We start from the raw sequence: 25,339 nt of genomic DNA on the forward strand, positions 1-25,339 counted from the left end.
TCTGCCCTCTCGTGGCAGTTGGCGGCACCCCGCCTCGATATCGCTGTGTAGCGATCCACTTACAGAGTGAGACCGAGCGGGCTAGCCTTGCCAGCGGGCGGAGCGTGACAAAGCCTTTGTCGCAAGGGAGTTGGCCATGACCAATACGTACGGCGAATGGCTGCGGCAGCAGCGCGAGGCGGCCGGCCTCACTCAGCAGGCGCTGGCCGAGAAGGCGTTCATGACTCGGTCGCACATCGCGCACATCGAGGCGGGGCGAAGAATTCCCTCCAAGGACGATGCGCGGAGACTGGACATGGCGCTGGGCACGGGTGATGTGCTGAGCAGCTTTCTGCCGGGGGATGATTCGGCGATCGCGGATCACTTCGCGGCGGCGCGGCATCTCGAACAACAGGCGACGATGATCCGGGAGTTCGCGCTGTCCCATGTGCCTGGCATCCTGCAAACGGAGCCGTACATGCGTGCCGTTCTGCGCAACGTCTTCCCTCCTTGGAGTGCAGACGAGTGCGACAGGATCGTTGTGACACGCCTTGAACGATCAAAGATCCTGGACAACCCCGACACCCCCGTGGTGTGGGCCCTGCTGGACGAGGCGGTTCTACGTCGCCCCGTCGGTGGCCCAGATGTGATGGCACAGCAGCTCATGCATGTTGTGCAGTTGGCCGAGAGCGATCGCGTCCGCGTGCATGTGATGCCGTTCGCTCTCGGCCCCCACCCGCTCATGCAGAGCATGCTGACCCTGATGTGGTTCGAAGACCAACCGCCAGCGGCCTACAGCGAAGGCCTACGCATGGGCAAGGTGCACGACTCTCCGGCTGTGGTCGAACAGCTCCAGGGCGCCTACGATCTTGCGCTGAGCGACGCACTGCCGCTGAAGGAGTCACTCGCCCTGATCCGGGCAACAGCGAAGGACTACGGACACCATGACTGAACACACCATCTCGGATGCCGCCTCCATAAGCGGCTGGCGCAAGTCGTCGTTCAGTGGGGGCGACGCGGGAAGCTGCGTCGAGGTGCTGGACGACTACCCAGCGGGCGTCCCGGTCCGCGACTCCAAGGCCCCGAACGGCCCGGCGCTGGTCTTCCCGGCGGGGGGCTGGTCATCTTTCGTCGCGGCAGTCAAAGCAGGAGAGTTCGCCGTCTGAACATCCCCCAGCCAACAGGCCCGCGCTTCCAAAAGCGCGGGCCTCTCCACATTCTGGGTCCAGCGGTCCCGGCGCAAACTGGAACCGATAGTCAGGACGTCCCACCCAGCAGGTCATCAATGACCCCACGCTTGAGCGTGCCCAGCTTGGCAAGCTCGGCCCTCTCCAAACGCTGCTGCTCCCGAACCATAGCCAGGCGGTCCAGGAATTCAAGCTGTCCTGTCACATCCAGCTTGGGAAATGGGCAACCTCGAACGTCGCTGCCATTAATGCTGGCCTGCGAGATCGCGCTCTTCGCGCGTTGCCGGAAATACCTCTTCACCGTTGGGCTACCCAGCCATGTTTCCACAAAGGCCGGGACAGCCCGCTCCGTAAGGAGCTTGCAGCGCATCATGTTTGACTCGAAGACGACCGGCTCCACCAGCTTACCTACAGCAGTGGACTTCCCAACCAGCTCCGGAGTGTTCACGCGGTTGATCAAGACATCGCCGGTAGCAAGTCCGTACCGGTCAACCTCACCTCGACTCAACGAGACCCTGAGCAGATTGCGCGTGAAGTCCGACGGACCGCCCCTGAAACTGTCGATGCGAACGATCGGCGTCCCCTCAAGCCCATAGGAGGAACCTGGCTTATAGATTCCGTTCTGCGGGCCAAAAACGACTACCTCTTCGAAGCTACCGCATTCAAGATCCCAGAGCTCTGCCATCACAGCCGCGTTCAAGGACTCCAGCTTCGCAATCGACGCCTCAATGGCCCGCTCCTGCGCGGACATAGCCTCAATGACGTCGACGATGCGGCGCTGCTGGCTAATCGGGAGGACTGGAAACAAGAGCGCCCCGAACCGATTCCCTCCCAGATGGGAAATGCTAGTCTTCTCCGCAATCCCAGCAAAGACACCCTGCGATCGCCATCGCACGAAAACCGCCTGGGCATACTCCGGAATCACCTCAGCGCCAGCGCGAAATCTAATGAGGGTATTCTGGAAACAATAGGCACCAGACTCCCCCTGATACAAGGCGCTGCGTCCCACCATTCGAAGATTTTCCTGCCCTTCATTAAGCAGGATGTCTCCCGGGACTAGTTTGTAAACCTCCCGCTCCGCCGCAGAGAACCCCATGGTATTCACGTCAGAAACGTCAATCCGGCCTTCGTGGACATTCGCCACCCGAAGATAGGGAAACTGCCTTGCCCCCTCCCTGCTCGCAGGGGAAAGCTGCTTCCCCATGCGGACGTCTCCAACCTCACGGACCGGAAGCCACCGGACCTCGGAATCAGTCCCCATAGCCAAGCCCCTCCAAAAACCCATCCAGCTCAGCCGCAGCCCGCTCCCGCTCAGCCCGGATCTCCCGCAACGAGACGGCGTACTTGCCGTCCCACACCCCGTACGCCTCGGCCAACTCCCGCCTCCTGCGCACCGCATGACCGTCCAGGTTCCCGGCAAGGTCATCCCGCAACAGGTCCAGCACGACCCGCCGCTCCCCCGCCGCGTCCAGGGCGGCCCGCGCCCGGAACAGGCGGGGTGTCGACTCCTCGCCCAGCTGGGGCTGATCCCCCGGCGCACGCTCGAACCAGAAATCGGCCTCAAGGCGCTTGATGAGCGCGCCCACCTTCGCGCGCTCCTTCTTCACCGTCGCCAGCTCGGCCAACTGCTCGACGCTCAGGGCGACTTCCTCGCGCGAAGGCACATCGGAGTCCTGCCCCTCTTCCTCGCCGTCTTCCGACGGCTCCGCGTTGAGTTCCTTCCAGCGCGCGTCAAGGTCCGCCTTGCGGGCATCCGCCGCCGCGAGTTCCTCCAGGAAGTCGGGGGCAATGGCGGCGACCACCTTGTGGTCGTACGCCTGACGGCGCTCAGCAGCCGTCCGCTTGCGCAACTTCCGCGTCTTCGGGTCCTGTTCGGGCGCGAGCATCGTCTCGACGTTCTCGACCCAGCCGTCCAGGACCCCCGCGAAGCCATTCTCCGAGAGCGCGAGCAGGTCGTACTTGGCCTCGTACCACCAGCCGGCCACCGCGCCCGCGAGCGCGTACCGGTCGAGGAGACCGACCTTGCCGAGCCGCTCCACGAACGACTCGATCAGTGACCCCCGCACCGCCATCAGTGCGGCCTTGCGCTCTGATGGCGTCAGGTCGGCGAGGCGCTCGGGGGTAGCGGCCACTGCCTCCAAGTGCCGGACTTCACCGGCCCACCATGCACCGAAGGCGCCCCTCAGTGCCTCCTCGCGCGGGCGGGCCAGTTCGGCGAGCCGGGCCGCGTCCGGGCGCTGCCCTTCCGGCAGGAAGTCGACGTACTCGGGATCCGCCGGGTTCCGCTCGACGAAGAGGTCGACGAGCCGCAGCCCGTACGAGTCGAGCAGCTCCTTCTTGGCCTCGATCTCCGTGCGCGGGACGCCACCCACCAGATGGGCCCGCACGTCCTGCGGCTCCGGCGGCGGTGTGTTGTCCACGTACCGGCGGATGTTGAGGTTGTCCTCGTTGTCGCGCAGCTCCTCACGGCTCACCACCCGCGAGAGGCCCGGCACTTCGGTGTACTCGCGGTACGTCGTCACGATCTTCTCGGCATGCTCGGGCAGCAGGACGTTCTGCGCCCGCTCCGAGTGATACTCGCGGTCGGCATTGATGAACAGCACCTTGCCCGCCCGCGCCGGGTCCTTCTTGCCCGGCGGGCGCAGCATCAGGATGCAGGCGGGGATGCCGGTGCCGTAGAAAAGGTTGGGGGCCAGGCCGATTACGGCCTCGATCGCGTCCTCGTCCAGCAGCTTCGTGCGGATCTCCTGCTCGCCGCCGCCGCGGAAAAGCACACCGTGCGGCATGACCGTGATGACCATGCCGCCGCGCCCCTCGCGCTTGGTCTCCCAGAGCATGTGCTGGAGGAACATCAGGTCGGCCTTGCCGCGTTCGCTGGTCGCCCCGTACTTCGTCCGCTCGGCGCCGTGCGCGAGGTCGGCCAGCACGTAGTCCATGGAGAACGGCGGGTTGCTGAGCACCCCGTCGAAACGGTCCTGATCGGTCTTCGGCACGTGCGCCGGCTCGGCGAGGGTGTCGCCGGTGTGCAGGTCGAAGCGGCGTACACCGTGCAGCACCATGTTCATCGTCGACATGATCCAGGAGCCGCTGTTGGCGTCCTGGCCGGCGAGGAACATGTCCGAGGTGTCCCCGCCGTGCTCCTCCACGTACTCCTTCGCGTGGATGAGCATGCCGCCCGAGCCGACGCACGGGTCGTAGATGCGCGCCCCCTGCCGGGGGTCGAGGAGCTCGACCATCATGCGGACCACGGCACGCGGGGTGTAGAACTCGCCGCCCTTGCGGCCCGCCGAGTCCGCGAACTCCTTGATCAGGTACTCGTAAGCGGCACCGATCAGGTCGGGGAACTCGAAGTCGTCGGTACGCAGCCTCATGCGGCCGAAGTGGGCGATGAGGAGCTTCAGGCGCTGGTCGGCGAGCTTGGCCGCGCCCGCCGCCGTGCCGGAGCCGCCGATACGGTTGAAGTCGAGGTGGTCGAAGAGGCCCTTGAGCTTGTCGTTCTGGCCTTCCAGGGCCTGGAGGGCCGGGCGCAGGCGCTCCTCGTTGATATTGTGCGTGGCCGAGGAGATCGACTTCCAGCGCGCGATCTTGGGGACGAACAGCACATCGCGGTTGCTGTACTCGGAGGCCTGCTCCAGGTAGCCGTCCAGCGATACCCCGCTGAGGCCCAGCTCGCTCGCCGCGTGCTCCCTGATCTGGTCACGTGCGGCTTCGAACTCGTCGTTGGCCCGCTTCAGGAAAAGCAGGCCGAAGATGTAGTCCTTGTACTCGGACGCATCCATCGTGCCGCGGAGAATGTCCGCGGCGGCGAAAAGATGCCGCTCCAACTGCGCGAGCGTGAGCTTGGCCACCGTGCGACTCCCTAAGACCCCGGATTGACGTAGGAACCCTAAGGGGGCGAGGCGTCGTAACGGAAACGGCCGGAGCAACCAGTCGCACGCTCCTCAGTAGGAAGCGATTCCCAGTCCGTCTTCGACGAACTTGAAGACATCCGTGTACGGGTCGCGATGGATCTTCGACACGTGGTCGCCATAGGCTGCGTTTATCTCCAGGGCGCGCTTCTTCGCCACGGCGTAACTGCCTCGCTCGATCTCGCCGGGCTGTACGACCTTGATGTTCTGTGTGTCCGTCGCGAAGGGAAGCAGCTTCACCGCTTCGTCACAGACCCCGCCGAACGAGCTCGCCACCGGCTTGTGGTGCAGCAGGCGCCACAGCTCGAAGCAGGGGTGCGAGAACGCGACCTTCACGTTCCCCTCCTTGGCCATCTTGAGCGCGGCCTCGATGGACTCGTGCTCGTCCCGGTCGAACAGGCACCAGACCTCCGGCATGAGCTTCGCCGCCACTTTGGCCTTCTTGGCCTTGCGCGTCTCCTCGCGCATCAGGGTGACGGCCGCCTCGACCAGCTTGATGGGCTTGCGCTGGGATCCAGGGGCACGGTCATTGGCGATGCGTACGTCGGGAGTGGTGGCCGCGTCCTTCGGAACTCCCTGGGCCCTGATGATCTCGATGTAGGACGGTTCGGTGACCTTCCCCTCCGAGAAGACGTGCACGACCCTCCTGCGGAGCTTTTTGTACGCGGCCTGCTCCAGCGAATCGTTCCCCCGCTTACTCGCCATCAGCTCCGCTCCGCCCCGCCCCGTACCGCCAGCAGCTTCCGGGCGATCTGCCCCTCCATGAGGGCGGGAACCCCGCCGAAAGCACCTGCCAGATAGGACGCCGTCAGATCCTCTTCCTCGCCCGGAGACACCGCGCTCAGCGGATACAACTCCGTGGCCCCGTCTTTGTCCTTCTCCGTGAGCCACACCTGTGCCGGGTCGAGCAGCCGCTCGCCGCTCGGGGTGGTGATGACCGACGGGTCATGCGAAGTGAAGATCAGCTGCGCGCCCCGCGGGTTGGCGTCCGGGTCCTGGAAGAGCCGGACGACCTCGGCAGCGAACCTCGGGTGCAGACTCGCGTCCAGCTCATCAACGAGAAGTGCTACACCCTCGTCGAGTGCCAGCAGCAGCGGGCCCAGCAGCGCGAACCAAGATCGCGTTCCGTACGACTCGTGCTGCCAGTCGAGGGCGACCTCGCCGGTAGCCGTCCGGTGGGTCAGTCTCACCGTCGACGAACCCTTCCCGTCCTGCTCGACGTCCGCGCCGATGATTCCCAAATCGGCCACGCGCAGTAGCTCATTGATCCGGCGGGCACGGCTGCCGGCAAGCTCGCGGGTCGTGAACGTCTCGCGCTGGGCCCGCTCGTCCTCTGGATTGATCAGCCAGAAGTTGCGGCGGAACCAGTGGAAGAGCGGGGAGAGCTGCGGATGGTTGTCCGTACCGGCCGTGGAGAGAAGCAGGGCATTGGGCCGAGTGCGGCGCGCCAGTTGGGCCCGGTCCTTGACCCGGGCCCCCGGCCACTCGTAAACCTCGGTCCGAGAGGCGTCCCGGTCGAGCCAGACCTGGCGGTGGCCCCGGGGGTAGCTGTGCAGCCATTCGGCCTCGACTCGGTCCGGACCGAGTTCAAAACCGTACGTCCAGCGCACTCCGTCAAGGACGATGTCCGCCTCGAAGAAACTCGGCTCCTGCCCTTCCTTGGCGCCGAGTGCGAAGGCCTGCCGCTGCGTACCCTCGTATGACGCCCACCGCGCATAGGAGTTGAGAACGGCAGCGCGCATGTCGACCATGGCGGCGAGCACATTCGACTTGCCGGAGGCATTGGCTCCGAAGATGCCGATCAGGGGCAGGACCCCGAGGGGACGGCTCCCTGCCAGCTCCAGTGGCCTCGCCGCCCCGCTCCCGGGCACGACAAAGGACAGTTCCTGCTCATCACGCAGGGACCGTACGTTCGCGGTGCGGAACCTCAGCAGCATGCTGCCCCCTTCTCGCGGCCAGAGTAATGGGCCGTACTGACATCGGCTCGCCCCGGGTGGCACCTGAGCGTGTGCAGTCTCACTCTGGACATCGAGAGTGACTGCCGGGTAACTTCGTATTTCAACCTGAGCAAGCGCTTAGCCAAATTTGCGAGCCGAGGAGGGCGTCCGTGCGCCGTACGGTATTCAACGAAGACCACGAGGCGTTCCGGGAGACCCTGCGTGCCTTCATCGAGGCCGAGGTCGTCCCGGTCTACGACGAGTGGTTCGCGCAGGGCATCGTGCCGCGCGAGTTCTACTACAAGCTCGCCGAGCTCGGCGTCTTCGGCATCCGCGTGGACGAGGAGTTCGGCGGCGCCGGCATCGACTCGTACAAGTTCGAGGCCGTGATGTACGAGGAGACGGCCCGCGCGGGCGTCCAGTTCGGCGGCTCCGGCGTGCACGTGCTGCTCGGCCTTCCGTACATCAAGATGCTCGCCACCGACGAGCAGAAGAAGCGCTTCCTGCCGAAGTTCGTCTCCGGCGAGGAGATGTGGGCTCTCGCGATGACCGAGCCGGGCACCGGCTCCGACCTCGCGGGCATGAAGACCACCGCCAAGCTCTCCGAGGACGGCTCGCACTACGTCCTCAACGGCTCCAAGACGTTCATCACCGGTGGCGTGCACGCCGACCGCGTGATCGTCTGCGCCCGCACCGACGCCCCCTCCGCCGAGGACCGCCGCCACGGCATCTCGCTCTTCGCGGTGGACACCAAGTCCGAGGGCTACTCGATCGGCCGCAAGCTCGACAAGCTCGGCCTGAAGACCTCCGACACCGCCGAGCTCGCCTTCGTCGACGTGAAGGTGCCCGTCGAGGACCTGCTCGGCGAGGAGAACAAGGGCTTCTACTACCTCGGCCACAACCTCGCCTCCGAGCGCTGGGGCATCGCGTTCGGCGCGTACGCGCAGGCCAAGGCGGCCGTCCGGTTCGCCAAGGAGTACGTGCAGGACCGCACCGTCTTCGGCAAGCCGGTCGCGTCCTTCCAGAACACCAAGTTCGAGCTGGCCGCCTGCCAGGCGGAGGTGGACGCCGCCGAGGCGGTCGCCGACCGCGCGCTCGAAGCCCTGGACGCGGGCGAGCTGACCCCGGCCGAGGCCGCGTCCGCGAAGCTGTTCTGCACCGAGGTCGCGCACCGCGTCATCGACCGCTGCCTCCAGCTGCACGGCGGCTACGGCTTCATGAACGAGTACCCGATCGCCCGTCTGTACGCCGACAACCGTGTGAACCGGATCTACGGCGGCACCAGCGAGATCATGAAGTCGATCATCGCCAAGGACATGGGCCTGTAGGGCCGGCCGCAAGCCGACCTGTACAACTACCCTCATGCACAAGGCACTTGAGAGCCTCCTCGATCTGCTCGACCTGGAGCGGATCGAGGAGGACATCTTCCGCGGCCAGTCGCGCTCGGCGCTCGTGCCGCGCGTCTTCGGCGGCCAGGTCGCGGCCCAGGCGCTGGTCGCCGCGGGCCGCACCGTGCCCGCCGACCGGATGGCCCACTCCCTCCACGCGTACTTCCTGCGCATGGGGGACCCGGGCGCGCCGATCGTCTACACGGTCGACCGCATCCGCGACGGGGCCTCCTTCACGACCCGCCGCGTCGTCGCCATCCAGCACGGCCAGCCGATCTTCCACCTCTCCGCGTCGTTCCAGACGTACGAGGAGGGCATGGAGCACCAGGCCGGCATGCCCCCGGCGCCGGACCCCGAGTCGCTGCCGACGGCCGCCGAGATGCTGCCGCGCTACGCGGACGCCTTCCACGAGCCGGGTGTGGTGGACCGGCTCATCGAGGCCCGCGCGGCCGTGGATCTGCGGTACGTGGACGCGCCTCCGTGGGGCACCGTCGGCACCCCGCGCGAGCCGCGCTCGCAGGTGTGGTTCCGCACGAACGGCAAGCTGGCCGACGACCCTCTGCTGCACGTCTGCCTGGCCACCTACGTCTCCGACATGACCCTGCTCGACTCGGTCCTGCTCGCCCACGGGCGCGGCGGCTGGGCGGTCGGCGACGTGGTGGGCGCCTCGCTGGACCACGCGATGTGGTTCCACCGCCCGTTCCGCGCCGACGAATGGCTCCTGTACGACCAGGAGTCCCCGTCGGCGTCCGGCGGGCGCGGCCTCGGCCAGGCTCGCATCTACACGCAGGACGGCCGCCTGGCGATCACGGTGATCCAGGAGGGCGTGGTGCGGGTCCCGCGGTGACCGCGTCCCGGCCACGCTGCGGCCGAGCCCCCGGGCGCCGGGGTCAGGCCTCCAGACCCGCCGCGTCCAGCAGGTACGCCGTCATCGGCTCGTAGAAGCGCGGGTCCAGGACGTGGTCGTCCAGGGGCACAGCCACCTGGAGCGTCCCCTCCGCCTCCGCCAGGAACAGCGCGGGGTCATTGCAGTCCGCGTACCCCATCGCATCCACCCCGTGCTGCGCCGCACACCCCGCCCACCCGTGGTCGGCGACCACAAGGTCCGGCGGTGTGTCCAGGGCCGACAGGATCGCGCGCATCGGCTCCGGCGAGTGGGTGTGCCACAAGGACGCGCCCCGCTCGAAGACGGCCACGTCCGCGAACTGGACGACGTACCCCTCGTCGGCCGTGAGCCCGCCAGGGATCCGTACGATCTCGCATCCCGCCGCCCGCAGCCCCGCCGCGGTCCGGCTGTGCACGTCGATGAGCGCGCCAGGGTGCCCGGTGGCGAACAGCACCCGCTCCCGCCCCGCCGCCGCCTTCCGCAGCCGCGCCGCCATCCGGTCCAGGCCGTCCACCGTGAGCTCGGGGTCGATGGTGTCCTGGCCGGTGCGGTGCTCCGGGTCGTCGACGACGCCGCAGCGCTCGGCCATGACGGCAAGGACGTCCTGCTCGTCGCTCCAGCGGTCCCCCAGCTCCAGGCCCAGCCAGTAGTGGCGGTCGCCGTTGGCGAGCTTGCGGTAGTGGGAGAGGTTGTTGTCGCGGGGCGTGGCGACGTCACCGGCGATACGGGTGCGGACTAGGTGGTCGACGAGGGCGGCACGGCTGGGTATCGGCATGCGGCCATTCTGCCCCGCCGGCGCCGCCCCCGGCCGGGCCGTTCCGCGCACCGGACGGGGCTTCGCGGCGCGGCGGAAGAGGCTCAGTGCGCGTCCAGGGAGGCGAAGGCCCCGTGGGCCAGGCGACGGAGGAGCGCCTCGGTGGCCGCGCGGCCGGGCAGACCGGTGCCGTAGGTCCCCAGGTGCGGCGTCGAGTTGAGCAGGCCGAACACCGCGTGCACCGCCCCTCGCACCTCCGCCTCCGGCACCGGCGGGTACAGCTCGCGTACGACGCCGACCCACAGCTCGACGTACTGGCGCTGGAGCTGGCGCACCAGTTTGCGGTCGCTGTCGCGGAGCCGGTCGAGTTCGCGGTCGTGCAGGGTGATCAGCGCCCGGTCGTCGAGCGCGAAGTCGATGTGCCCGTCGATGAGCGCGCCGAGGAGGCGCTCGGGGTCGCCCGCGGCCTCGGTGACCCGCTTGCGCCCGCCGTCGTACAGCCGCCCGCTGATGCCGACGAGCAGCTCGGCCAGCATCGCGTCCTTGCCCGCGAAGTGCCGGTACAGGCCGGGGCCGCTGATGCCGACCGCGGCCCCTATCTCGTCGACGCCGACGCCGTGGAAACCGCGCTCGGCGAAGAGGCGCGCGGCCTCGCGCAGGATCTGCTCGCGGCGGGTAGGGGCGTCGGTACGGGTGCTCATGGGAATTCATTCTAGACAACGCGGTTAGCGCTCGTTAACCTGAGGGAAACGAGTTAACGGTCATTAACATCCGTTGACGTCGCCGCGTACGGGCAAGGGGGCTCGACACGATGCAGCAGGCACCGGTCCTGGGGAGTGCGGCGGATCCCGCCTCCGAGGCCTGGCGGGCCAACGAGGCGGCGCACCGCGCGCTCGGCGAGGAACTGCGGGCGAAGCTCGCCGCGGCCCGGCTCGGCGGGGGTGAGCGGTCCCGCGAGCGGCATGTCGCGCGCGGCAAGCTGCTGCCGAGGGACCGCGTGGACACCCTCCTCGACCCCGGCTCGCCCTTCCTGGAGCTGGCCCCGCTGGCCGCCGACGGCATGTACGGCGGGCAGGCGCCGGCCGCCGGGGTGATCGCCGGGATCGGCCGGGTCAGCGGCCGCGAGTGCGTGATCGTCGCCAATGACGCCACGGTCAAGGGCGGCACGTACTACCCGATGACGGTGAAGAAGCACCTGCGCGCCCAGGAGGTGGCGCTCGAAAACCGCCTCCCCTGTCTCTACCTGGTCGACTCGGGCGGCGCGTTCCTGCCGATGCAGGACGAGGTCTTCCCCGACCGCGAGCACTTCGGGCGGATCTTCTACAACCAGGCCCGGATGTCCGGCGCGGGCATCCCGCAGATCGCCGCGGTCCTCGGCTCGTGCACGGCGGGCGGCGCGTACGTCCCGGCGATGAGCGACGAGGCCGTGATCGTCCGCAACCAGGGCACGATCTTCCTGGGCGGCCCCCCGCTGGTGAAGGCGGCCACCGGCGAGGTCGTCACGGCCGAGGAGCTGGGCGGCGGCGAGGTCCACTCGCGCGTCTCGGGCGTCACCGACCATCTGGCGGAGGACGACGCGCACGCGCTGCGGATCGTCCGCAACATCGTGGCCACCCTCCCCGGCCGCGGCCCGCTGCCCTGGTCGGTCGAGCCGGCCGAGGAGCCGAAGGCCGACCCGTTCGGTCTGTACGGCGCGGTGCCGGTCGACTCGCGCACGCCCTACGACGTACGGGAAGTGATCGCCCGGGTCGTCGACGGCTCGCGCTTCCAGGAGTTCAAGTCGGAGTTCGGCCAGACGCTGGTCACCGGGTTCGCGCGGATCCACGGCCACCCGGTCGGCATCGTCGCCAACAACGGCATCCTGTTCTCCGAATCCGCCCAGAAGGGCGCCCACTTCATCGAGCTGTGCGACCAGCGCGGCATCCCGCTGGTGTTCCTCCAGAACATCTCGGGCTTCATGGTCGGCCGCGCCTACGAGGCGGGCGGCATCGCCAAGCACGGCGCGAAGATGGTGACGGCGGTCGCCTGCACGCGCGTGCCGAAGCTGACCGTCGTCGTCGGTGGCTCGTACGGCGCGGGCAACTACTCGATGTGCGGCCGGGCCTACAGCCCCCGCTTCCTGTGGATGTGGCCCAACGCCAAGATCTCGGTGATGGGCGGCGAGCAGGCCGCGTCCGTCCTCGCGACCGTCAAGCGCGACCAGTTGGGCGACGACTGGAGCGCGGAGGACGAGGAGGCCTTCAAGGCTCCCATCCGCGAGCAGTACGAGACCCAGGGCAACGCCTATTACGCGACGGCCCGGCTCTGGGACGACGGAGTGATCGACCCGGTCGACACCCGCCAGGTCCTGGGTCTGGCCCTGACCGCCTGCGCCAACGCCCCGCTGGCCGACCCCGCCTTCGGCGTCTTCCGGATGTGACGACGCCCATGTCTTCCATGTCTTCTACGGTGAGGGCTCCCATGGCTCCCCTGTTCACGACCGTGCTCGTCGCCAACCGGGGCGAGATCGCGGTCCGCGTCATCCGCACGCTGCGCCGGCTGGGCATCCGCTCGGTCGCCGTCTTCAGCGACGCCGACGCGGACGCCCGCCACGTCCGGGAGGCGGACACGGCGGTACGCATCGGCCCCGCCGCGGCGTCCGAGAGCTATCTGCGCCCCGAGCTGATCATCGGGGCGGCGCTGCGCACCGGCGCCCAGGCCGTCCACCCGGGCTACGGCTTCCTCGCCGAGAACGCGGCCTTCGCCCACGCCTGCGCCGAGGCCGGCCTGGTCTTCATCGGCCCGCCCGCCGAGGCGATCTCCCTGATGGGCGACAAGATCCGCGCCAAGGAGACCGTCCAGGCGGCCGGGGTCCCGGTCGTGCCGGGCTCCTCCGGCAGCGGCCTGACGGACGGCCAACTCGCCGATGCCGCACGGGAGATCGGCATGCCCGTGCTCCTCAAGCCGAGCGCGGGCGGCGGCGGCAAGGGCATGCGCCTGGTCCGCGACGAGGCGCTGATCGGCGACGAGATCGCAGCCGCCCGCCGCGAGGCCCGCGCCTCCTTCGGCGACGACACGCTGCTCGTCGAGCGGTGGATCGACCGGCCGCGCCACATCGAGATCCAGGTCCTGGCCGACGGCCACGGCCATGTGATCCACCTCGGCGAGCGCGAGTGCTCGCTCCAGCGCCGCCACCAGAAGATCATCGAGGAGGCGCCCAGCGTCCTGCTCGACGAGGCGACCCGCGCCTCCATGGGCGAGGCGGCCGTCCAGGCGGCCCGCTCGTGCGGCTACTCGGGCGCGGGCACGGTCGAGTTCATCGTGCCGGGCAACGACCCCGCCTCGTACTACTTCATGGAGATGAACACCCGCCTCCAGGTCGAGCACCCGGTCACCGAGCTGGTCGTATCCGTCGGTCCGGCTGCCGCCGGGGGCGGCATCGACCTGGTGGAGTGGCAGCTCAGGGTGGCCTCGGGCGAGCAACTCCCGTACGAGCAGAAGGACATCGCCCTCACCGGCCACGCCATCGAGGCCCGCATCTGCGCCGAAGACCCCGCGCGCGGCTTCCTGCCCTCCGGCGGTACGGTCCTGAGCCTGCGCGAGCCGCAGGGCGACGGGGTGCGTACCGACTCGGGGCTGAGCGAGGGCACCGAGGTCGGCAGCCTGTACGACCCGATGCTGTCCAAGGTGATCGCGTACGGGCCCGACCGCGCGACCGCCCTGCGCAAGCTGCGCGCGGCGCTCGCCGACACGGTGACGCTCGGCGTGCCCACCAACGCCGGGTTCCTGCGCCGCCTCCTGGCCCATCCTGCCGTGGTGGCGGGCGAGCTGGACACGGGTCTGGTCGAGCGCGAGGCGGATTCGCTCGTCCCGGACGGCGTGCCGGACGAGGTGTACACGGCGGCCGCGGCCGTGCGGCTCGACGCGCTGCGGCCCGCCCCGGCCGACGGCTGGACCGACCCGTTCTCCCTGCCGAGCGGGTGGCGGATGGGCGGCGAACCCGCGCCGCTCGCCCACTGGTTGAGGGTGCCGGGCAACGAGCCGGTACGCGCCTCCGGGTCCGGCCGGGTCGAGCCCGACCGGGTCACCGTCGAGCTCGACGGCGTCACCCACACCTTCCACCGGGCCGGCGCCTGGCTCGGCCGGGACGGCGACAGCTGGCACGTCACCGACCACGACCCCGTGGAGGCCGCCCTGACCGGCAAGGCGCACGGCGGCGCCGACACGCTTGCCGCGCCCATGCCGGGCACGGTCACCGTCGTCAAGGTGGCGGTCGGCGACGAAGTCGCCGCCGGGCAGAGCCTGCTGGTGGTCGAGGCGATGAAGATGGAGCACGTCATCTCCGCCCCGCACGCGGGCACGGTCACCGAACTCGACGTCACCCCCGGCTCGACCGTGGCCATGGACCAGGTCCTGGCCGTCGTCACGCCTGCCGCGCAGGACGAGGAGACTTCATGACGCTCCCCATGGTCGTTCCGGCGCAGGACCTCCCGGCCCACGTCCGCATCCACGAGGTCGGGGCACGCGACGGGCTGCAGAACGAGAAGTCGGTCGTGCCGACCGAGGTGAAGGCGGAGTTCGTCCACCGCCTGGCCACGGCGGGCCTCAGGACCATCGAGGCGACGAGCTTCGTGCACCCCAAGTGGGTTCCCCAACTCGCCGACGCGGAGCAGCTGTTCCCCATGCTCGGCGACCTGAAGGGCGTAGCCCTCCCCGTCCTCGTGCCGAACGAGCGGGGTCTGGACCGGGCGCTCGCGCTCGGCGCGCACCGGATCGCGGTGTTCGCCAGCGCCACCGAGTCCTTCGCCAAGGCCAACCTGAACCGCACCGTCGACGAGTCGCTCGCCATGTTCGAGCCGGTCGTCGCCCGCGCCAAGGCCGACCGGGCTCATGTGCGGGGCTACCTGTCGATGTGCTTCGGCGACCCGTGGGAAGGCGCGGTGCCCGTGCACCAGGTGGTCCGCGTCGCCAAGGCCCTCATCGACATGGGTTGCGACGAGCTGAGCCTGGGCGACACCATCGGCGTGGCCACGCCCGCGCACGTGCAGACCCTGCTCGCCGAGCTGAACGAGGAGGGCGTGCCCACCAGCGCCATCGGGGTGCACTTCCACGACACCTACGGCCAGGCCCTGTCCAACACGCTCGCCGCCCTCCAGCACGGCGTGAGCACCGTGGACGCCTCGGCCGGCGGCCTCGGCGGCTGCCCGTACGCCAAGTCCGCGACCGGAAACCTCGCCACCGAAGACCTCGTGTGGATGCTCCAGGGCCTCGGTATCGACACCGGGGTCGACCTCGGCCTGCTCACCGCCACCAGCGTGTGGATGGCCGGACAGCTGGGCCGCCCCAGCCCCTCCCGCACCGTACGTGCCCTCTCCCACCAGGAGTCGTAGCCATGCCCCTCGACCACCGTCTCACCCCCGAGCACGAGGAACTCCGCCGTACCGTCGAGGAGTTCGCCCACGATGTCGTCGCCCCGAAGATCGGCGACTTCTACGAGCGCCACGAGTTCCCGTACGAGATCATCCGCGAGATGGGCCGCATGGGCCTGTTCGGCCTTCCCTTCCCCGAGGAGTACGGGGGTATGGGCGGCGACTACCTGGCGCTGGGCATCGCCCTGGAGGAGCTGGCCCGCGTCGACTCGTCGGTGGCCATCACCCTGGAGGCGGGCGTCTCGCTGGGAGCGATGCCGGTCTTCCGGTTCGGTACGGAGGAGCAGAAGCGGGAGTGGCTGCCGAAGCTCTGCTCCGGCGAGATGCTCGGCGCGTTCGGCCTGACCGAGCCGGACTGCGGCTCGGACGCGGGCGGCACCCGCACCACCGCGGTGCGCGACGGCGACGAGTGGGTCATCAACGGCTCGAAGTGCTTCATCACCAACTCCGGCACGGACATCACGGGCCTGGTCACCGTCACCGCGGTCACCGGCCGCAAGGAGGACGGCCGCCCGCTGATCTCCTCGATCATCGTCCCGTCCGGCACCCCGGGCTTCACGGTCGCGGCCCCGTACTCGAAGGTCGGCTGGAACGCCTCGGACACCCGTGAGCTGGCCTTCTCCGACGTACGCGTCCCGGCGGCGAACCTGCTCGGCGAGGAGGGCCGCGGATACGCCCAGTTCCTGCGCATCCTGGACGAGGGCCGCATCGCGATCTCGGCGCTGGCGACGGGCCTGGCCCAGGGCTGTGTCGACGAATCGGTGAAGTACGCGAAGGAGCGGCACGCCTTCGGCCGGCCGATCGGCGACAACCAGGCGATCCAGTTCAAGATCGCCGACATGGAGCTGCGGGCCCACATGGCGCGGGTCGGCTGGCGCGACGCCGCGTCCCGTCTGGTGCACGGCGAGCCGTTCAAGAAGGAGGCGGCGCTCGCGAAGCTGTACTCCTCGACGGTGGCGGTCGACAACGCCCGCGAGGGCACGCAGATCTTCGGCGGGTACGGCTTCATGAACGAATACCCGGTGGCCCGCATGTGGCGCGACTCCAAGATCCTGGAGATCGGCGAGGGCACGAGCGAGGTGCAGCGGATGCTGATCGCCCGTGAACTGGGGCTGCCTTCCTGACCTTTGCGACCCGGGGCCCCCGAAGGCCCTGACCCTTGCGGCCGCGGATCCCGAAGGACCTGACCCGCGCGGCCCGGGTCCCCGGACGACCTGGCCCCTGCGCCCCGGGTCCCCCGAAGGAGTGGTGACGCTCGCGTCGTCACCGCCCTCGGGTGCCCGGGGCCGCACCCTGTCAGGGTGAACCCCCCGAACTGCCCGAGCTGCGCGAGCCGTCCCCCGCTGTGGAAGGACACCTCGGCGACGGCGCCGGGCGCCGCCGACCGGTGGCACTGGCACTGCGTGGCATGTCTGCGGACGTACGAGCCGAGCCCCTCGCACAAGGTGCGGTTCACGTACGCGCCGCTGGCCCGGCAGGCCTCGCTGCTCGGGCGGTAGTACCGATGGCGTAGCCAAATCGATCGACAGGGCCGGGCCCTCCCGGCACAGTCGGCGCATGAACCCCCACACCGCCTGGTGGCCGCTGCACGGCCTCCGCATACACACCCCCCGCCTCGAACTGCGCCTGCCCGACACCGAGTTGCTGTCCGATCTCGCCCGGGTGGCAGCGGACGGAGTGCACGCGCCGGACCGCATGCCCTTCACCTTCCCCTGGACCGACGGCTCCCCCGCCGAGCGAGGCCGCGCCGTCTACCAGCACGTACTCGCCACCATCGCGAACTGGTCCCCGGGCGACTGGACGCTGAGCCTCGCCGTGCTGCACGAGGGCGAGGTGGTCGGCCGCCAGGACCTGATGGCGAGCTCCTTCGCGGTGACCCGCGAGGTGGAGACGGGCTCCTGGCTGGGCCTTGCCCATCAGGGCCGGGGCATCGGCACCGAAATGCGGGCGGCCGCCCTGCACTTGGCGTTCGCCGGGCTCGGCGCCCGCGCCGCGACCTCGGCCGCGATGACCGACAACCCGCGCTCGCTCGGCGTCTCGCGCCGCCTCGGCTACCGGGACAACGGCCTCGACACCGCCGTCGTACGGGACCGTCCGGTCACCCTGCAACGGCTGCGCCTGGAGCGCGCGGAGTGGGAGCGCCGTCGCACCGTCGACGTACGAGTGGTGGGGCTCGATGCGTGCCGGTCGGAGTTCGGCGTGTAGCCCGGCGCCCCCGAGGGCCGCTCGGGGGCTCGGAACCGGCCGCCGGACAGAGGATGAGGTTAGGCTAACCTGACCTCGCACCAGCCAGTGGCCGGTTCCCGGCACGTACGTATGAAAGCGGACACCGTCATGCCCTTCGCCCGAGCGTCCCTGCCCACTCGTCGCGGCCTGCTGGCCATGGGCGGCGCGATCGGCATCGGTGCCGCGCTGACCGCGTGCGGCGGCGGCAAGGAGAGCGGCTCGGCGGACGGCGGCACGACGGCCAAGTCCGGCCCCTGGTCGTTCAAGGACGACCGCGGGCAGACCGCCGAGACCAAGTCCCTGCCGAAGAACATCGTCGCCTTCACCGGCACCGCGGCCGCGCTGTTCGACTACGGGATCCAGGTCAAGGGCGTCTTCGGACCGACCAGGACGAAGGACGGCAAGGCCGATGTGCAGGCCGGCGACCTCGACATCGACAAGGTCGAGATCATCGGCAACACCTACGGCGAGTTCGGCGTCGAGAAGTACGCGGCGCTCCAGCCGGACGTGCTGATCACGGACATGTGGCAGAAGGACGTCCTCTGGTACGTGCCGGACAACAGCAAGGACAAGATCCTCAAGCTGGCGCCGAGCGTGGCCCTGTGGGCGGCCGACCAGAGCATGCCCGCCGCCCTCCAGCGCCGCGTGGACCTCGCCAAGTCCCTGGGCGCCGACGTGAACGCGAAGAAGATCACCGACGCGAAGGCCGCCTTCGAGAAGGCCTCCGCCCGGCTGCGCGCCGCCGCGAAGGCCAACCCCGGGATCCGGGTGCTGCTCGGCTCGGCGAGCCCGGACCTGTTCTACGTCTCCGAGGCCAAGCGCAGCTGCGACACCCGGTACTTCCAGGAGCTGGGCGTCGAGTTCGTCACCCCGAAGGTCGACTCGCAGGGCTTCTTCGAGTCGCTCAGCTGGGAGAACGTCGCCAAGTACCCGGCGGACCTGATCCTCATGGACAACCGCACCGGCACGCTCCAGCCCAGCGACCTCGGCAACAAGCCGACCTGGGGGCAGCTGCCCGCGGTCAAGGCCGGCCAGGTCCTGCCACGCCTGACCGAGCCGATCTACTCCTACGCGCGCGTCGCCCCCATCGTCGACGCGCTCGCCCAGGCCATCGAGAAGGCGAAGAAGGTCGCCTGACCTCGTGATCGCCGGAGGGACGGATCCAGCCCCTTGGGGTCCCCCCTGGACGAAGTCCCTGGGGGAGTTCGAGGAGCGGGGTCCGGGGCAGAGCCCCGGACCGCCGTCCGCACGCGAACCACACCCCCGGAGGGTCTGGGGAAGGGGCGGGCAGGGGATCACACCGCCGTCAGGCCCACGGCACCACGGGCGACCGGTAGAAGTTGATCCCCAGCGCCGCCATCCGCGGCCCCTGCTGCGCGAGCCGGGTCTTGTACGACGCCCAGTCGTGCGTGGCCGCCGGCGACCACCCGATCTCCGCGATCCCCTGCAGCCGCGGGAACGCCATGTACTCGATCTGCGAGGAATTGGTCAGCGTCTCCGACCAGATCGGCGCCTCGACGCCAAGCACGGCCTTCGCCGGCACCCCCGCGATGAAGGTGTCCGGATCCCACGCGTACGACTTGTCGACATCGACGTACCCGGCCCAGCTGGTCCCGAGCGGGGACTTCGCGTCGTACTTCATGTCGAGGTAGGCGTGGTTGGCGGGCGACATGACGAGCCTCATGCCGGCCTGCGCCGCCGCGGCGACGTCCGTCTCGTTGCCGAGCGTGCCCCAGTACTGGGCGACGGCTCCCTTCACCGGGGTGGCCCCGGCGATCTGGTGCCACGCCATCACTGTCTTGCCGTACTTGCCCACGACCGGCTGGGCCTTGTCCATGAAACCGACGTAGTCGTCATGCGAGGTGGAGTGCGCCTCGTCGCCGCCGATGTGGACGTACCGCCCGGGCGTGAGCGCTGCGACCTCGCGCACCACGTCGTCGAGGAACTTGTACGTCACGTCCTTGGGCACGCACAGCGAGCTGAAGCCGACGTTGGTGCCGGTGTACAGCGGAGGCGCGACGCCGTTGCAGTTGAGCTCGGCGTAGGAGGCGAGGGCCGCGTTGGTGTGTCCCGGGGTGTCGATCTCGGGAACGACCTCCAGATAGCGGGAGGAGGCGTAGGCGACGATCGCCTGGTAGTCGGCCTTGGTGTAGTAGCCGCCCTTGCCGCCGCCGACCTGCGTCTGGCCTCCGTACGTGGCGAGCCTCGGCCAGGAGTCGACGGCGATGCGCCAGCCCTGGTCGTCGCTGAGGTGCAGATGCAGCTCGTTGATCTTGTAGAGGGCGAGCTGGTCGATGTACCGCTTGACCTGGTCGACGCTGAAGAAGTGCCGCGAGACGTCGATCATCGCGCCCCGGTAGGCATAGCGCGGGGAGTCGGTGATGGTGCCGCCCGCGATCTTCCAGGGGCCGGTCTGCTTCGTCCGCTTCTCCACGGCCGCGGGCAGCAGCTGCCGCAGCGTCTGTACGCCGTGGAAGAGCCCGGCGGGTTTGCCGGCGGTGACGGTGAGCGAGCCGCCGCCCGAGTCGAGCCGGTAGCCGTCGTCCCCGAGGCCCTGGTCACCGGCGCCGAGCAGCAGCCGGATCCCGTCCTTGCCCGCGTCGGTGGTGACCGGCAGCTTGTACCCGGTCGAGGGGCGGAGCACCCCCGCCAGGTAGTCGCCGATGCGCTGGGCGTCGGGTGAGCCGGGGGCGACCCTGATCTTGGTGGCCGAGCCGATGGTGTACCCGGTGCCGCCGGCGGATACGGAGGCGGGGGCGGGCACGATCTGTCCGAGCGGACGGGGCGCGCCCGCTGCCCCAGGGGCCGCGGAGGCCCCGATGCTGGTGAACCCGGCGGCCGCCACGAGGATCAGGGAGCCGAGGAGCCGGGCGAATGTCCTGCGCTGTCTCTGTCTCACAAGCGGTTCCCTTCCAAGGGGTCGCGCAACTGTGGGGGCTGAGCAACCGAACACTGTCCATGGGACCGGGGATCCCACCCGGGGTCAAGGTGAAGAGCGGCACCGCAGGGAGTACCGGAACCGCCCGATGTCCGCAAGTCGATCATCACGGCGGAGCCCGGTGAAACAATCCCCGCATGGCGGAAATCATCCAGAAGGACGGCACCTGGGTCTTCGACGGCGAGACGCTGCGGATCGTGCCGGGCAGCGACAAGTCGGTCGGCCTGCTCCAGCGGACGCTCGGCGAGATAGCGGTGCCGCTGCGCGCGGTGGCGGGCATCGCGTACGAGCCGGGGCGCAGGACGGGGCGGCTCAGGCTGCGGCTGCGGGACGGGGCGGATCCGCTGCTCCAGGTCACCGGCGGCAGGCTGCCGGACGCCGCGGATCCGTACGCCCTGACCGTGGAGACCCGGACGGCGGGCGTGGCCGAATACATGGTGGACGAGGTGCGCAACGCCCTGCTGCTCGACGAGGTGCCGGACGGGCCCGTCGACACCTACCTGCTGCCGGGGCCCTCGCTGCCGATGACGGTGGGTGCGGGGGATGCCACGGTCACCTTCGACGGGCGCGCCGTGCACCTGGAGTGGACCTGGCACACCGACGACAGGAAGACGGCGGCCGGGCCGGTCACCCTGCCCCTCGACGAGCTGACGGGCGTGTCCTGGCAGCCCGCGCGCGGCCTGAGCGACGGCTGTCTGCGTTTCGTCACCAGCCCGAACGCCCCGCGGCTCGACCCCAAGCACGACCCGATGGCGGTCGAGCTGAACGGCTTCAAGAAGGATCCGCTGATGGCGCTGCTCGCCTCGGCGGTGGTGGTGCGGATGCCGCACCCGCACGCCCCGCGCCGGGAACTGGCGCCCGCGGCCCCCAAGTCCCTGGAAGCCGCGCCCGCCGAGGACCACGACGTACTGCTGCGCCGCCTGCGCGAGCTCGGCGAGCTGCACCGGAGCGGCGTTCTGACGGACGCCGAATTCACGGCGGCCAAGCAAGCGGTCCTCAAGCGCCTGTAAGGCCCCGGTGACGGCCCAGGCGATGACCGGGAATGGCCCCTTCTGGTCCAGACCAGACGCATGATCATGTGAATCCTGCCCGGAATCGGGCAGGATTCTTGCGTATGGCCCCGTCAGCCCGCAATATCGACGGGTGCTCGAACGCCGCAACCCGTCGTCCCACGACGACCTCGTAGATCATCTGGTGCGCAGCACCGCGCTCCAGCGCGGTGAAGCGGCCCGGGTGGTGCTCGAGGTGCTGGCGTACTTCGACGAGACGTGCGAGGAATTCGTCCGTCGGCGCCACCGTGAACTGCAGTCCGGGGGTGCCGTGAACGCGGAGATCTTCGAGCGGATCGCGGCAGAGCTGCCGCACCGCGCCGTGGCGCCACCGGAGCTCTCGCTCCGGCAGCTGCGCCGCATCGTCTACGGCTGAGCAGGCTTCGCGGCACCGCGGAAACTTTTGTACATCGCTTGTGTACATCGATGGAGGGGCAGAGACTCTATGTGCGGAATCGTCGGTTATATCGGTAAGCGTGATGTGGCTCCGCTGCTGCTGGAAGGCCTGCAGCGACTGGAGTACCGGGGCTACGACTCCGCGGGCATGGTCGTCAACACCCCCAAGTCCGGGGCCCTGAAGATGGTCAAGGCCAAGGGCCGCGTCCGCGACCTGGAGGCCCGCGTCCCCAAGCGCTTCGCCGGCACCACGGGCATCGCCCACACCCGCTGGGCCACCCACGGCGCCCCCTCCGACGTGAACTCGCACCCGCACCTCGACCCCGAGAACAAGGTCGCGGTCGTCCACAACGGCATCGTCGACAACGCCGCCGAGCTGCGCGCCAAGCTGGAGGCCGAGGGCGTCGTCTTCGCCTCCGAGACCGACACCGAGGTCATCACGCACCTGATCGCCCGCTCCCAGGCCGACTCCCTGGAGGAGAAGGTCCGCGAGGCGCTCAAGGTCATCGAGGGCACCTACGGCATCGCCGTGATGCACGCCGACTTCGCCGACCGCATCGTGGTCGCCCGCAACGGCTCCCCGGTCATCCTCGGCATTGGCGAGAAGGAGATGCTCGTCGCCTCCGACGTCGCCGCGCTGATCGCCCATACCCGCCAGGTCGTCACCCTCAACGACGGCGAGATGGCGACCCTGAAGGCCGACGACTTCCGGACGTACACGACCTCGGGCACCGTCACCAACACCACCCCCGAGACCGTCGAGTGGGAGGCCGCCTCGTACGACATGGGCGGCCACGACACGTACATGCACAAGGAGATGAGCGAGCAGGCCGAGGCCGTCGACCGTGTCCTGCGCGGCCGTATCGACGACCGGTTCTCGACGGTTCACCTCGGTGGCCTGAACCTGGACGCCCGTGAGGCGCGCGGGGTGCGCCGCATCAAGATCCTCGGCTGCGGCACCTCGTACCACGCGGGTCTGATCGGCGCCGGCCTCATCGAGGAGCTCGCCCGCATCCCCGCGGACGCCGAGCCGGCCTCCGAGTTCCGCTACCGCAACCCGGTCGTGGACCCCGACACCCTGTACATCGCGGTCTCGCAGTCCGGTGAGACGTACGACGTGCTCGCGGCGGTGCAGGAGCTCAAGCGCAAGGGCGCCCGCGTGCTCGGCGTCGTGAACGTGGTCGGCTCGGCGATCGCCCGCGAGGCGGACGGCGGCACCTACGTGCACGCCGGGCCCGAGGTCTGCGTCGTCTCCACCAAGTGCTTCACCAACACGGTCGTCGCGTTCGCGCTGCTCGCGCTGCACCTGGGCCGCATCCGCGACCTGTCGGTGGCCGACGGCAAGCGGATCATCGAGGGCCTGCGCAAGCTGCCCGGCCAGATCGAGGAGATCCTGGCCATGGAGCCGGAGATCGAGAAGCTGGCCAAGGAGTACGCGGGCGCCCAGTCGATGATGTTCATCGGGCGTGTGCGCGGCTACCCGGTCGCCCTGGAGGCCTCCCTGAAGCTCAAGGAGATCTCCTACATCCACGCCGAGGCCTACCCCGCCTCCGAGCTGAAGCACGGCCCGCTCGCGCTGATCGAGCCCGCGCTGCCGACGGTCGCCATCGTCCCGGACGACGACCTCCTGGAGAAGAACCGCGCCGCCCTGGAGGAGATCAAGGCCCGCAGCGGCCGCATCCTCGCGGTCGCACACCAGAACCAGGAGAAGGCCGACCACACCATCGTCGTGCCGAAGAACGAGAACGAGCTGGACCCGATCCTCATGGGCATCCCGCTCCAGCTCTTCGCGTACCACACGGCGTTGGCGATGGGCCGCGACATCGACAAGCCGCGCAACCTGGCCAAGTCGGTCACGGTCGAGTAGTCCCTGCGCACAGAAAGGGCGACCCCCGTCCCACCGGGCGGGGGTCGCCCTTGTGCGTGCCGGTGCTGCCCAGGCACCGGCCTGCGGCTGCCGTTCAGCCGGTGGCCGTCACCCCCCGGCCGGCAGCGCGTCGGGGCAGGGCGGTGGGCCATTTCGCGAGCGAGGCCGTCGCCCCGTACCAGGCCGCGGCGCCCGCGACCGTGGCCGCCCAGCCGGCCACCTTGCCGAGCGAGGAGCTGTCGGCGAACTGGCCGATCGCCATGAGCACCAGGGCGAGGAAGAGCAGCCCGTACGTGCCCTGCCGGAGGAGTCCGGCGCCCGCCGAACCCGCCGCCAGGCTCAGCGCCAGGAGTGCGAAGAGGACCAGGAAGAGGCCGGCCGCGTTGGCCGAGAACTTGGTGTTCGCGCCCGCGGCCCAGGTGAACCAGAAGGCGCCCAGGCCGGCGAAGGCGGTGCCGGTGAACGCGTCCTGATCGCGGAAGGCGAGGACGCCGAGGACGAACAGGCCGATGCCGCCGACGTAGGTCGCGATCGAGACCGAGTCGGCCACCGTCACGCCGTCGATCACGCGGGTGTTGCCGAGGCCGAAGGCCAGCAGAGTGAGTCCGAGTGCGAGGTGACCGAGAGTGGAGGTGGTGCTTCCCGCGGGAACTTCGTTGTCCACGGCGGGCTCCCTTCATGTGCAGTTGTGCTGCTTCCCAGCGACCTTTATCTACCCTTCACAAGGGCACAATCCACCCCTACGCATCGGTAGATTCGCCTGCGCACAAAGGAAGTTGACGCTTCATCAGCGAAACATCACGCCGGTCTCAACTGGGACAACGCCCGATTACGGGATGACGACGACGGGGCGCTGCGCACGCCGCGCGAGGCGGCCGGCGACCGAGCCGAAGATCCGCCCGACAAGGCCGTGGGTGGAGCCGACGACGATCGCGTCCGCCGCGTACTCTCGCCCGACTTCTTCCAGTTCGTGGCAGATGTCGCCGCCGCGCTCCACCAGGATCCAGGGGACCTCGGCGAGATAGTCGGCACAGGCGAGTTCGAGCCCGAGCACCTCGGTGCGGTGGTCGGGGACATCGACGAAGACCGGCGGCTCGCAGCCCGCCCACACCGTGGTGGGCAGCCGGTTGGCGACATGGACGATGATCAGCCCTGAGCCGGACCGCTTGGCCATGCCGATGGCGTAGGCGAGAGCCCGTTCACTGGACGTCGAGCCGTCGAAGCCGACGACGACGCCGTGCCGGAATGCGGGATCGCAGGAATGTCGTGGTTCTGTCGCCGCTTGGAGGTCCGACGTGGGGTCGGCTACCTGCTTGCGGTCCGCGGGTTCGGAGAATTCGTGACCGGCCATGGGTGTCTCGGCGAAGGAGGTCCTCAGTCGGGGGACAGCGGGGACAAGTGAGCAACAACGAGTCG

At 69.4% G+C, this 25,339-nt stretch carries 23 protein-coding genes; 14 read left to right on the forward strand and 9 right to left on the reverse strand.

The window, feature by feature from the left end; genetic code table 11:
• The first annotated feature begins 136 nt into the window (after positions 1 to 136).
• Both ABD346_RS28740 and ABD346_RS28745 read left to right on the forward strand, forming a co-directional pair.
• On the forward strand, positions 137 to 931 hold the full coding sequence (locus ABD346_RS28740) for a helix-turn-helix domain-containing protein (protein WP_344378845.1): 795 nt from the start codon (positions 137 to 139) through the stop codon (positions 929 to 931).
• A complete protein-coding gene (locus tag ABD346_RS28745) occupies positions 924 to 1,145 on the forward strand; it encodes a DUF397 domain-containing protein (RefSeq protein ID WP_344378846.1) in 222 nt (73 codons plus the stop codon). The genes ABD346_RS28740 and ABD346_RS28745 overlap by 8 nt, the downstream gene beginning before the upstream one ends.
• Before the next feature lie 91 nt (positions 1,146 to 1,236).
• Here the strand turns inward: ABD346_RS28745 and ABD346_RS28750 are convergent, their stop codons facing one another.
• The 4 genes from ABD346_RS28750 to ABD346_RS28765 all read right to left on the reverse strand — a co-directional run bounded on the left by ABD346_RS28750 (position 1,237) and on the right by ABD346_RS28765 (position 7,011).
• Positions 1,237 to 2,370: a restriction endonuclease subunit S gene (locus ABD346_RS28750; protein WP_344378848.1), complete on the reverse strand. Its 1,134-nt coding sequence runs from the start codon at positions 2,368 to 2,370 to the stop codon at positions 1,237 to 1,239.
• A 46-nt stretch (positions 2,371 to 2,416) separates the two neighbouring features.
• A complete protein-coding gene (locus ABD346_RS28755) occupies positions 2,417 to 5,014 on the reverse strand; it encodes a type I restriction-modification system subunit M (protein WP_344378849.1) in 2,598 nt (865 codons plus the stop codon).
• Positions 5,015 to 5,107: 93 nt separating this feature from the next.
• Positions 5,108 to 5,779, reverse strand: coding sequence for an RloB family protein (locus ABD346_RS28760; RefSeq protein ID WP_344378851.1), 672 nt, complete (start codon positions 5,777 to 5,779; stop codon positions 5,108 to 5,110).
• Positions 5,779 to 7,011, reverse strand: a complete 1,233-nt coding sequence (locus tag ABD346_RS28765; RefSeq protein WP_344378853.1) for an AAA family ATPase — start codon at positions 7,009 to 7,011, stop codon at positions 5,779 to 5,781. The genes ABD346_RS28760 and ABD346_RS28765 overlap by 1 nt, the downstream gene beginning before the upstream one ends.
• Positions 7,012 to 7,181: 170 nt before the next feature.
• Between ABD346_RS28765 and ABD346_RS28770 the strand changes: the two genes are divergently transcribed.
• Positions 7,182 to 8,339, forward strand: a complete 1,158-nt coding sequence (locus tag ABD346_RS28770; protein ID WP_344378855.1) for an acyl-CoA dehydrogenase family protein — start codon at positions 7,182 to 7,184, stop codon at positions 8,337 to 8,339.
• A 34-nt stretch (positions 8,340 to 8,373) separates the two neighbouring features.
• A complete protein-coding gene (tesB, locus tag ABD346_RS28775) occupies positions 8,374 to 9,246 on the forward strand; it encodes an acyl-CoA thioesterase II (RefSeq protein ID WP_344378857.1) in 873 nt (290 codons plus the stop codon).
• Between the two features lie 43 nt (positions 9,247 to 9,289).
• On the opposite strand, the gene ABD346_RS28780 is transcribed toward tesB, so the two are convergent.
• Positions 9,290 to 10,060 carry a phosphatase gene (locus tag ABD346_RS28780; RefSeq protein WP_344378859.1) on the reverse strand — a complete coding sequence of 257 codons (771 nt, stop codon included), beginning with the start codon at positions 10,058 to 10,060 and terminating at the stop codon, positions 9,290 to 9,292.
• A gap of 83 nt (positions 10,061 to 10,143) precedes the next feature.
• Positions 10,144 to 10,740 carry an SACE_7040 family transcriptional regulator gene (locus ABD346_RS28785; protein WP_344378860.1) on the reverse strand — a complete coding sequence of 199 codons (597 nt, stop codon included), beginning with the start codon at positions 10,738 to 10,740 and terminating at the stop codon, positions 10,144 to 10,146.
• 110 nt (positions 10,741 to 10,850) lie between these two features.
• On the opposite strand from ABD346_RS28785, the gene ABD346_RS28790 reads away from it, so the two are divergent.
• From ABD346_RS28790 to ABD346_RS28820, 7 genes are all read left to right on the forward strand, one after another.
• Positions 10,851 to 12,458 (forward strand): carboxyl transferase domain-containing protein, encoded by a 1,608-nt coding sequence (locus tag ABD346_RS28790; protein WP_344378862.1) that lies wholly within the window; start codon positions 10,851 to 10,853, stop codon positions 12,456 to 12,458.
• Positions 12,459 to 12,499: 41 nt separating this feature from the next.
• Entirely contained in the window at positions 12,500 to 14,476 is a 1,977-nt protein-coding gene (locus ABD346_RS28795; RefSeq protein ID WP_344378863.1) for an ATP-binding protein, read from the forward strand.
• Complete coding sequence (locus tag ABD346_RS28800) at positions 14,473 to 15,408, forward strand: hydroxymethylglutaryl-CoA lyase (protein WP_344378865.1); 936 nt, start codon at positions 14,473 to 14,475, stop codon at positions 15,406 to 15,408. The genes ABD346_RS28795 and ABD346_RS28800 overlap by 4 nt, the downstream gene beginning before the upstream one ends.
• Positions 15,409 to 15,410: 2 nt before the next feature.
• On the forward strand, positions 15,411 to 16,571 hold the full coding sequence (locus ABD346_RS28805; protein WP_344378866.1) for an acyl-CoA dehydrogenase family protein: 1,161 nt from the start codon (positions 15,411 to 15,413) through the stop codon (positions 16,569 to 16,571).
• A gap of 177 nt (positions 16,572 to 16,748) precedes the next feature.
• Positions 16,749 to 16,946: a hypothetical protein gene (locus tag ABD346_RS28810; protein ID WP_189968408.1), complete on the forward strand. Its 198-nt coding sequence runs from the start codon at positions 16,749 to 16,751 to the stop codon at positions 16,944 to 16,946.
• 58 nt (positions 16,947 to 17,004) lie between these two features.
• Positions 17,005 to 17,652, forward strand: a complete 648-nt coding sequence (locus ABD346_RS28815) for a GNAT family N-acetyltransferase (protein ID WP_344378868.1) — start codon at positions 17,005 to 17,007, stop codon at positions 17,650 to 17,652.
• A gap of 129 nt (positions 17,653 to 17,781) precedes the next feature.
• A complete protein-coding gene (locus ABD346_RS28820) occupies positions 17,782 to 18,810 on the forward strand; it encodes an ABC transporter substrate-binding protein (RefSeq protein WP_344378869.1) in 1,029 nt (342 codons plus the stop codon).
• A gap of 169 nt (positions 18,811 to 18,979) precedes the next feature.
• Here ABD346_RS28820 and ABD346_RS28825 read toward each other — a convergent pair whose 3' ends face one another.
• Positions 18,980 to 20,572: a beta-N-acetylhexosaminidase gene (locus ABD346_RS28825; RefSeq protein WP_344378871.1), complete on the reverse strand. Its 1,593-nt coding sequence runs from the start codon at positions 20,570 to 20,572 to the stop codon at positions 18,980 to 18,982.
• A gap of 176 nt (positions 20,573 to 20,748) precedes the next feature.
• Here ABD346_RS28825 and ABD346_RS28830 point away from each other — a divergent pair, with 176 nt between their 5' ends.
• From ABD346_RS28830 to glmS, 3 genes are all read left to right on the forward strand, one after another.
• Positions 20,749 to 21,621, forward strand: a complete 873-nt coding sequence (locus ABD346_RS28830) for a DUF4429 domain-containing protein (protein WP_344378873.1) — start codon at positions 20,749 to 20,751, stop codon at positions 21,619 to 21,621.
• A gap of 133 nt (positions 21,622 to 21,754) precedes the next feature.
• The gene (locus ABD346_RS28835; protein WP_053723696.1) at positions 21,755 to 22,036 is read left to right on the forward strand and encodes a hypothetical protein; all 282 of its coding nucleotides are present in this window, start codon (positions 21,755 to 21,757) and stop codon (positions 22,034 to 22,036) included.
• A gap of 69 nt (positions 22,037 to 22,105) precedes the next feature.
• Positions 22,106 to 23,923, forward strand: coding sequence for a glutamine--fructose-6-phosphate transaminase (isomerizing) (glmS, locus tag ABD346_RS28840; RefSeq protein ID WP_344378875.1), 1,818 nt, complete (start codon positions 22,106 to 22,108; stop codon positions 23,921 to 23,923).
• Between the two features lie 94 nt (positions 23,924 to 24,017).
• Here the strand turns inward: glmS and ABD346_RS28845 are convergent, their stop codons facing one another.
• Together ABD346_RS28845 and ABD346_RS28850 are read right to left on the reverse strand one after the other, a co-directional pair.
• Positions 24,018 to 24,587, reverse strand: coding sequence for a GPR1/FUN34/YaaH family transporter (locus ABD346_RS28845; protein ID WP_344378877.1), 570 nt, complete (start codon positions 24,585 to 24,587; stop codon positions 24,018 to 24,020).
• A gap of 165 nt (positions 24,588 to 24,752) precedes the next feature.
• Positions 24,753 to 25,274 carry a universal stress protein gene (locus tag ABD346_RS28850; protein WP_114036721.1) on the reverse strand — a complete coding sequence of 174 codons (522 nt, stop codon included), beginning with the start codon at positions 25,272 to 25,274 and terminating at the stop codon, positions 24,753 to 24,755.
• Between the last annotated feature and the right edge of the window lie 65 nt (positions 25,275 to 25,339).

Source organism: Streptomyces mauvecolor, assembly GCF_039532965.1.
Taxonomy (GTDB): domain Bacteria; phylum Actinomycetota; class Actinomycetes; order Streptomycetales; family Streptomycetaceae; genus Streptomyces; species Streptomyces violascens.

Coding starts and splice junctions, on each gene's coding strand:
- ABD346_RS28740 (WP_344378845.1), top strand. CDS start 137: ATGACCAATACGTACGGCGAATGGCTGCGGCAGCAGCGCGAGGCGGCC.
- ABD346_RS28785 (WP_344378860.1), bottom strand. CDS start 10,740: ATGAGCACCCGTACCGACGCCCCTACCCGCCGCGAGCAGATCCTGCGC.
- ABD346_RS28805 (WP_344378866.1), top strand. CDS start 15,411: ATGCCCCTCGACCACCGTCTCACCCCCGAGCACGAGGAACTCCGCCGT.
- ABD346_RS28830 (WP_344378873.1), top strand. CDS start 20,749: ATGGCGGAAATCATCCAGAAGGACGGCACCTGGGTCTTCGACGGCGAG.
- ABD346_RS28800 (WP_344378865.1), top strand. CDS start 14,473: ATGACGCTCCCCATGGTCGTTCCGGCGCAGGACCTCCCGGCCCACGTC.
- ABD346_RS28780 (WP_344378859.1), bottom strand. CDS start 10,060: ATGCCGATACCCAGCCGTGCCGCCCTCGTCGACCACCTAGTCCGCACC.
- ABD346_RS28820 (WP_344378869.1), top strand. CDS start 17,782: ATGCCCTTCGCCCGAGCGTCCCTGCCCACTCGTCGCGGCCTGCTGGCC.
- ABD346_RS28795 (WP_344378863.1), top strand. CDS start 12,500: ATGGCTCCCCTGTTCACGACCGTGCTCGTCGCCAACCGGGGCGAGATC.
- glmS (WP_344378875.1), top strand. CDS start 22,106: ATGTGCGGAATCGTCGGTTATATCGGTAAGCGTGATGTGGCTCCGCTG.
- ABD346_RS28760 (WP_344378851.1), bottom strand. CDS start 5,779: ATGGCGAGTAAGCGGGGGAACGATTCGCTGGAGCAGGCCGCGTACAAA.
- ABD346_RS28750 (WP_344378848.1), bottom strand. CDS start 2,370: ATGGGGAAGCAGCTTTCCCCTGCGAGCAGGGAGGGGGCAAGGCAGTTT.
- ABD346_RS28745 (WP_344378846.1), top strand. CDS start 924: ATGACTGAACACACCATCTCGGATGCCGCCTCCATAAGCGGCTGGCGC.
- tesB (WP_344378857.1), top strand. CDS start 8,374: ATGCACAAGGCACTTGAGAGCCTCCTCGATCTGCTCGACCTGGAGCGG.
- ABD346_RS28790 (WP_344378862.1), top strand. CDS start 10,851: ATGCAGCAGGCACCGGTCCTGGGGAGTGCGGCGGATCCCGCCTCCGAG.
- ABD346_RS28850 (WP_114036721.1), bottom strand. CDS start 25,274: ATGGCCGGTCACGAATTCTCCGAACCCGCGGACCGCAAGCAGGTAGCC.
- ABD346_RS28765 (WP_344378853.1), bottom strand. CDS start 7,011: ATGCTGCTGAGGTTCCGCACCGCGAACGTACGGTCCCTGCGTGATGAG.
- ABD346_RS28815 (WP_344378868.1), top strand. CDS start 17,005: ATGAACCCCCACACCGCCTGGTGGCCGCTGCACGGCCTCCGCATACAC.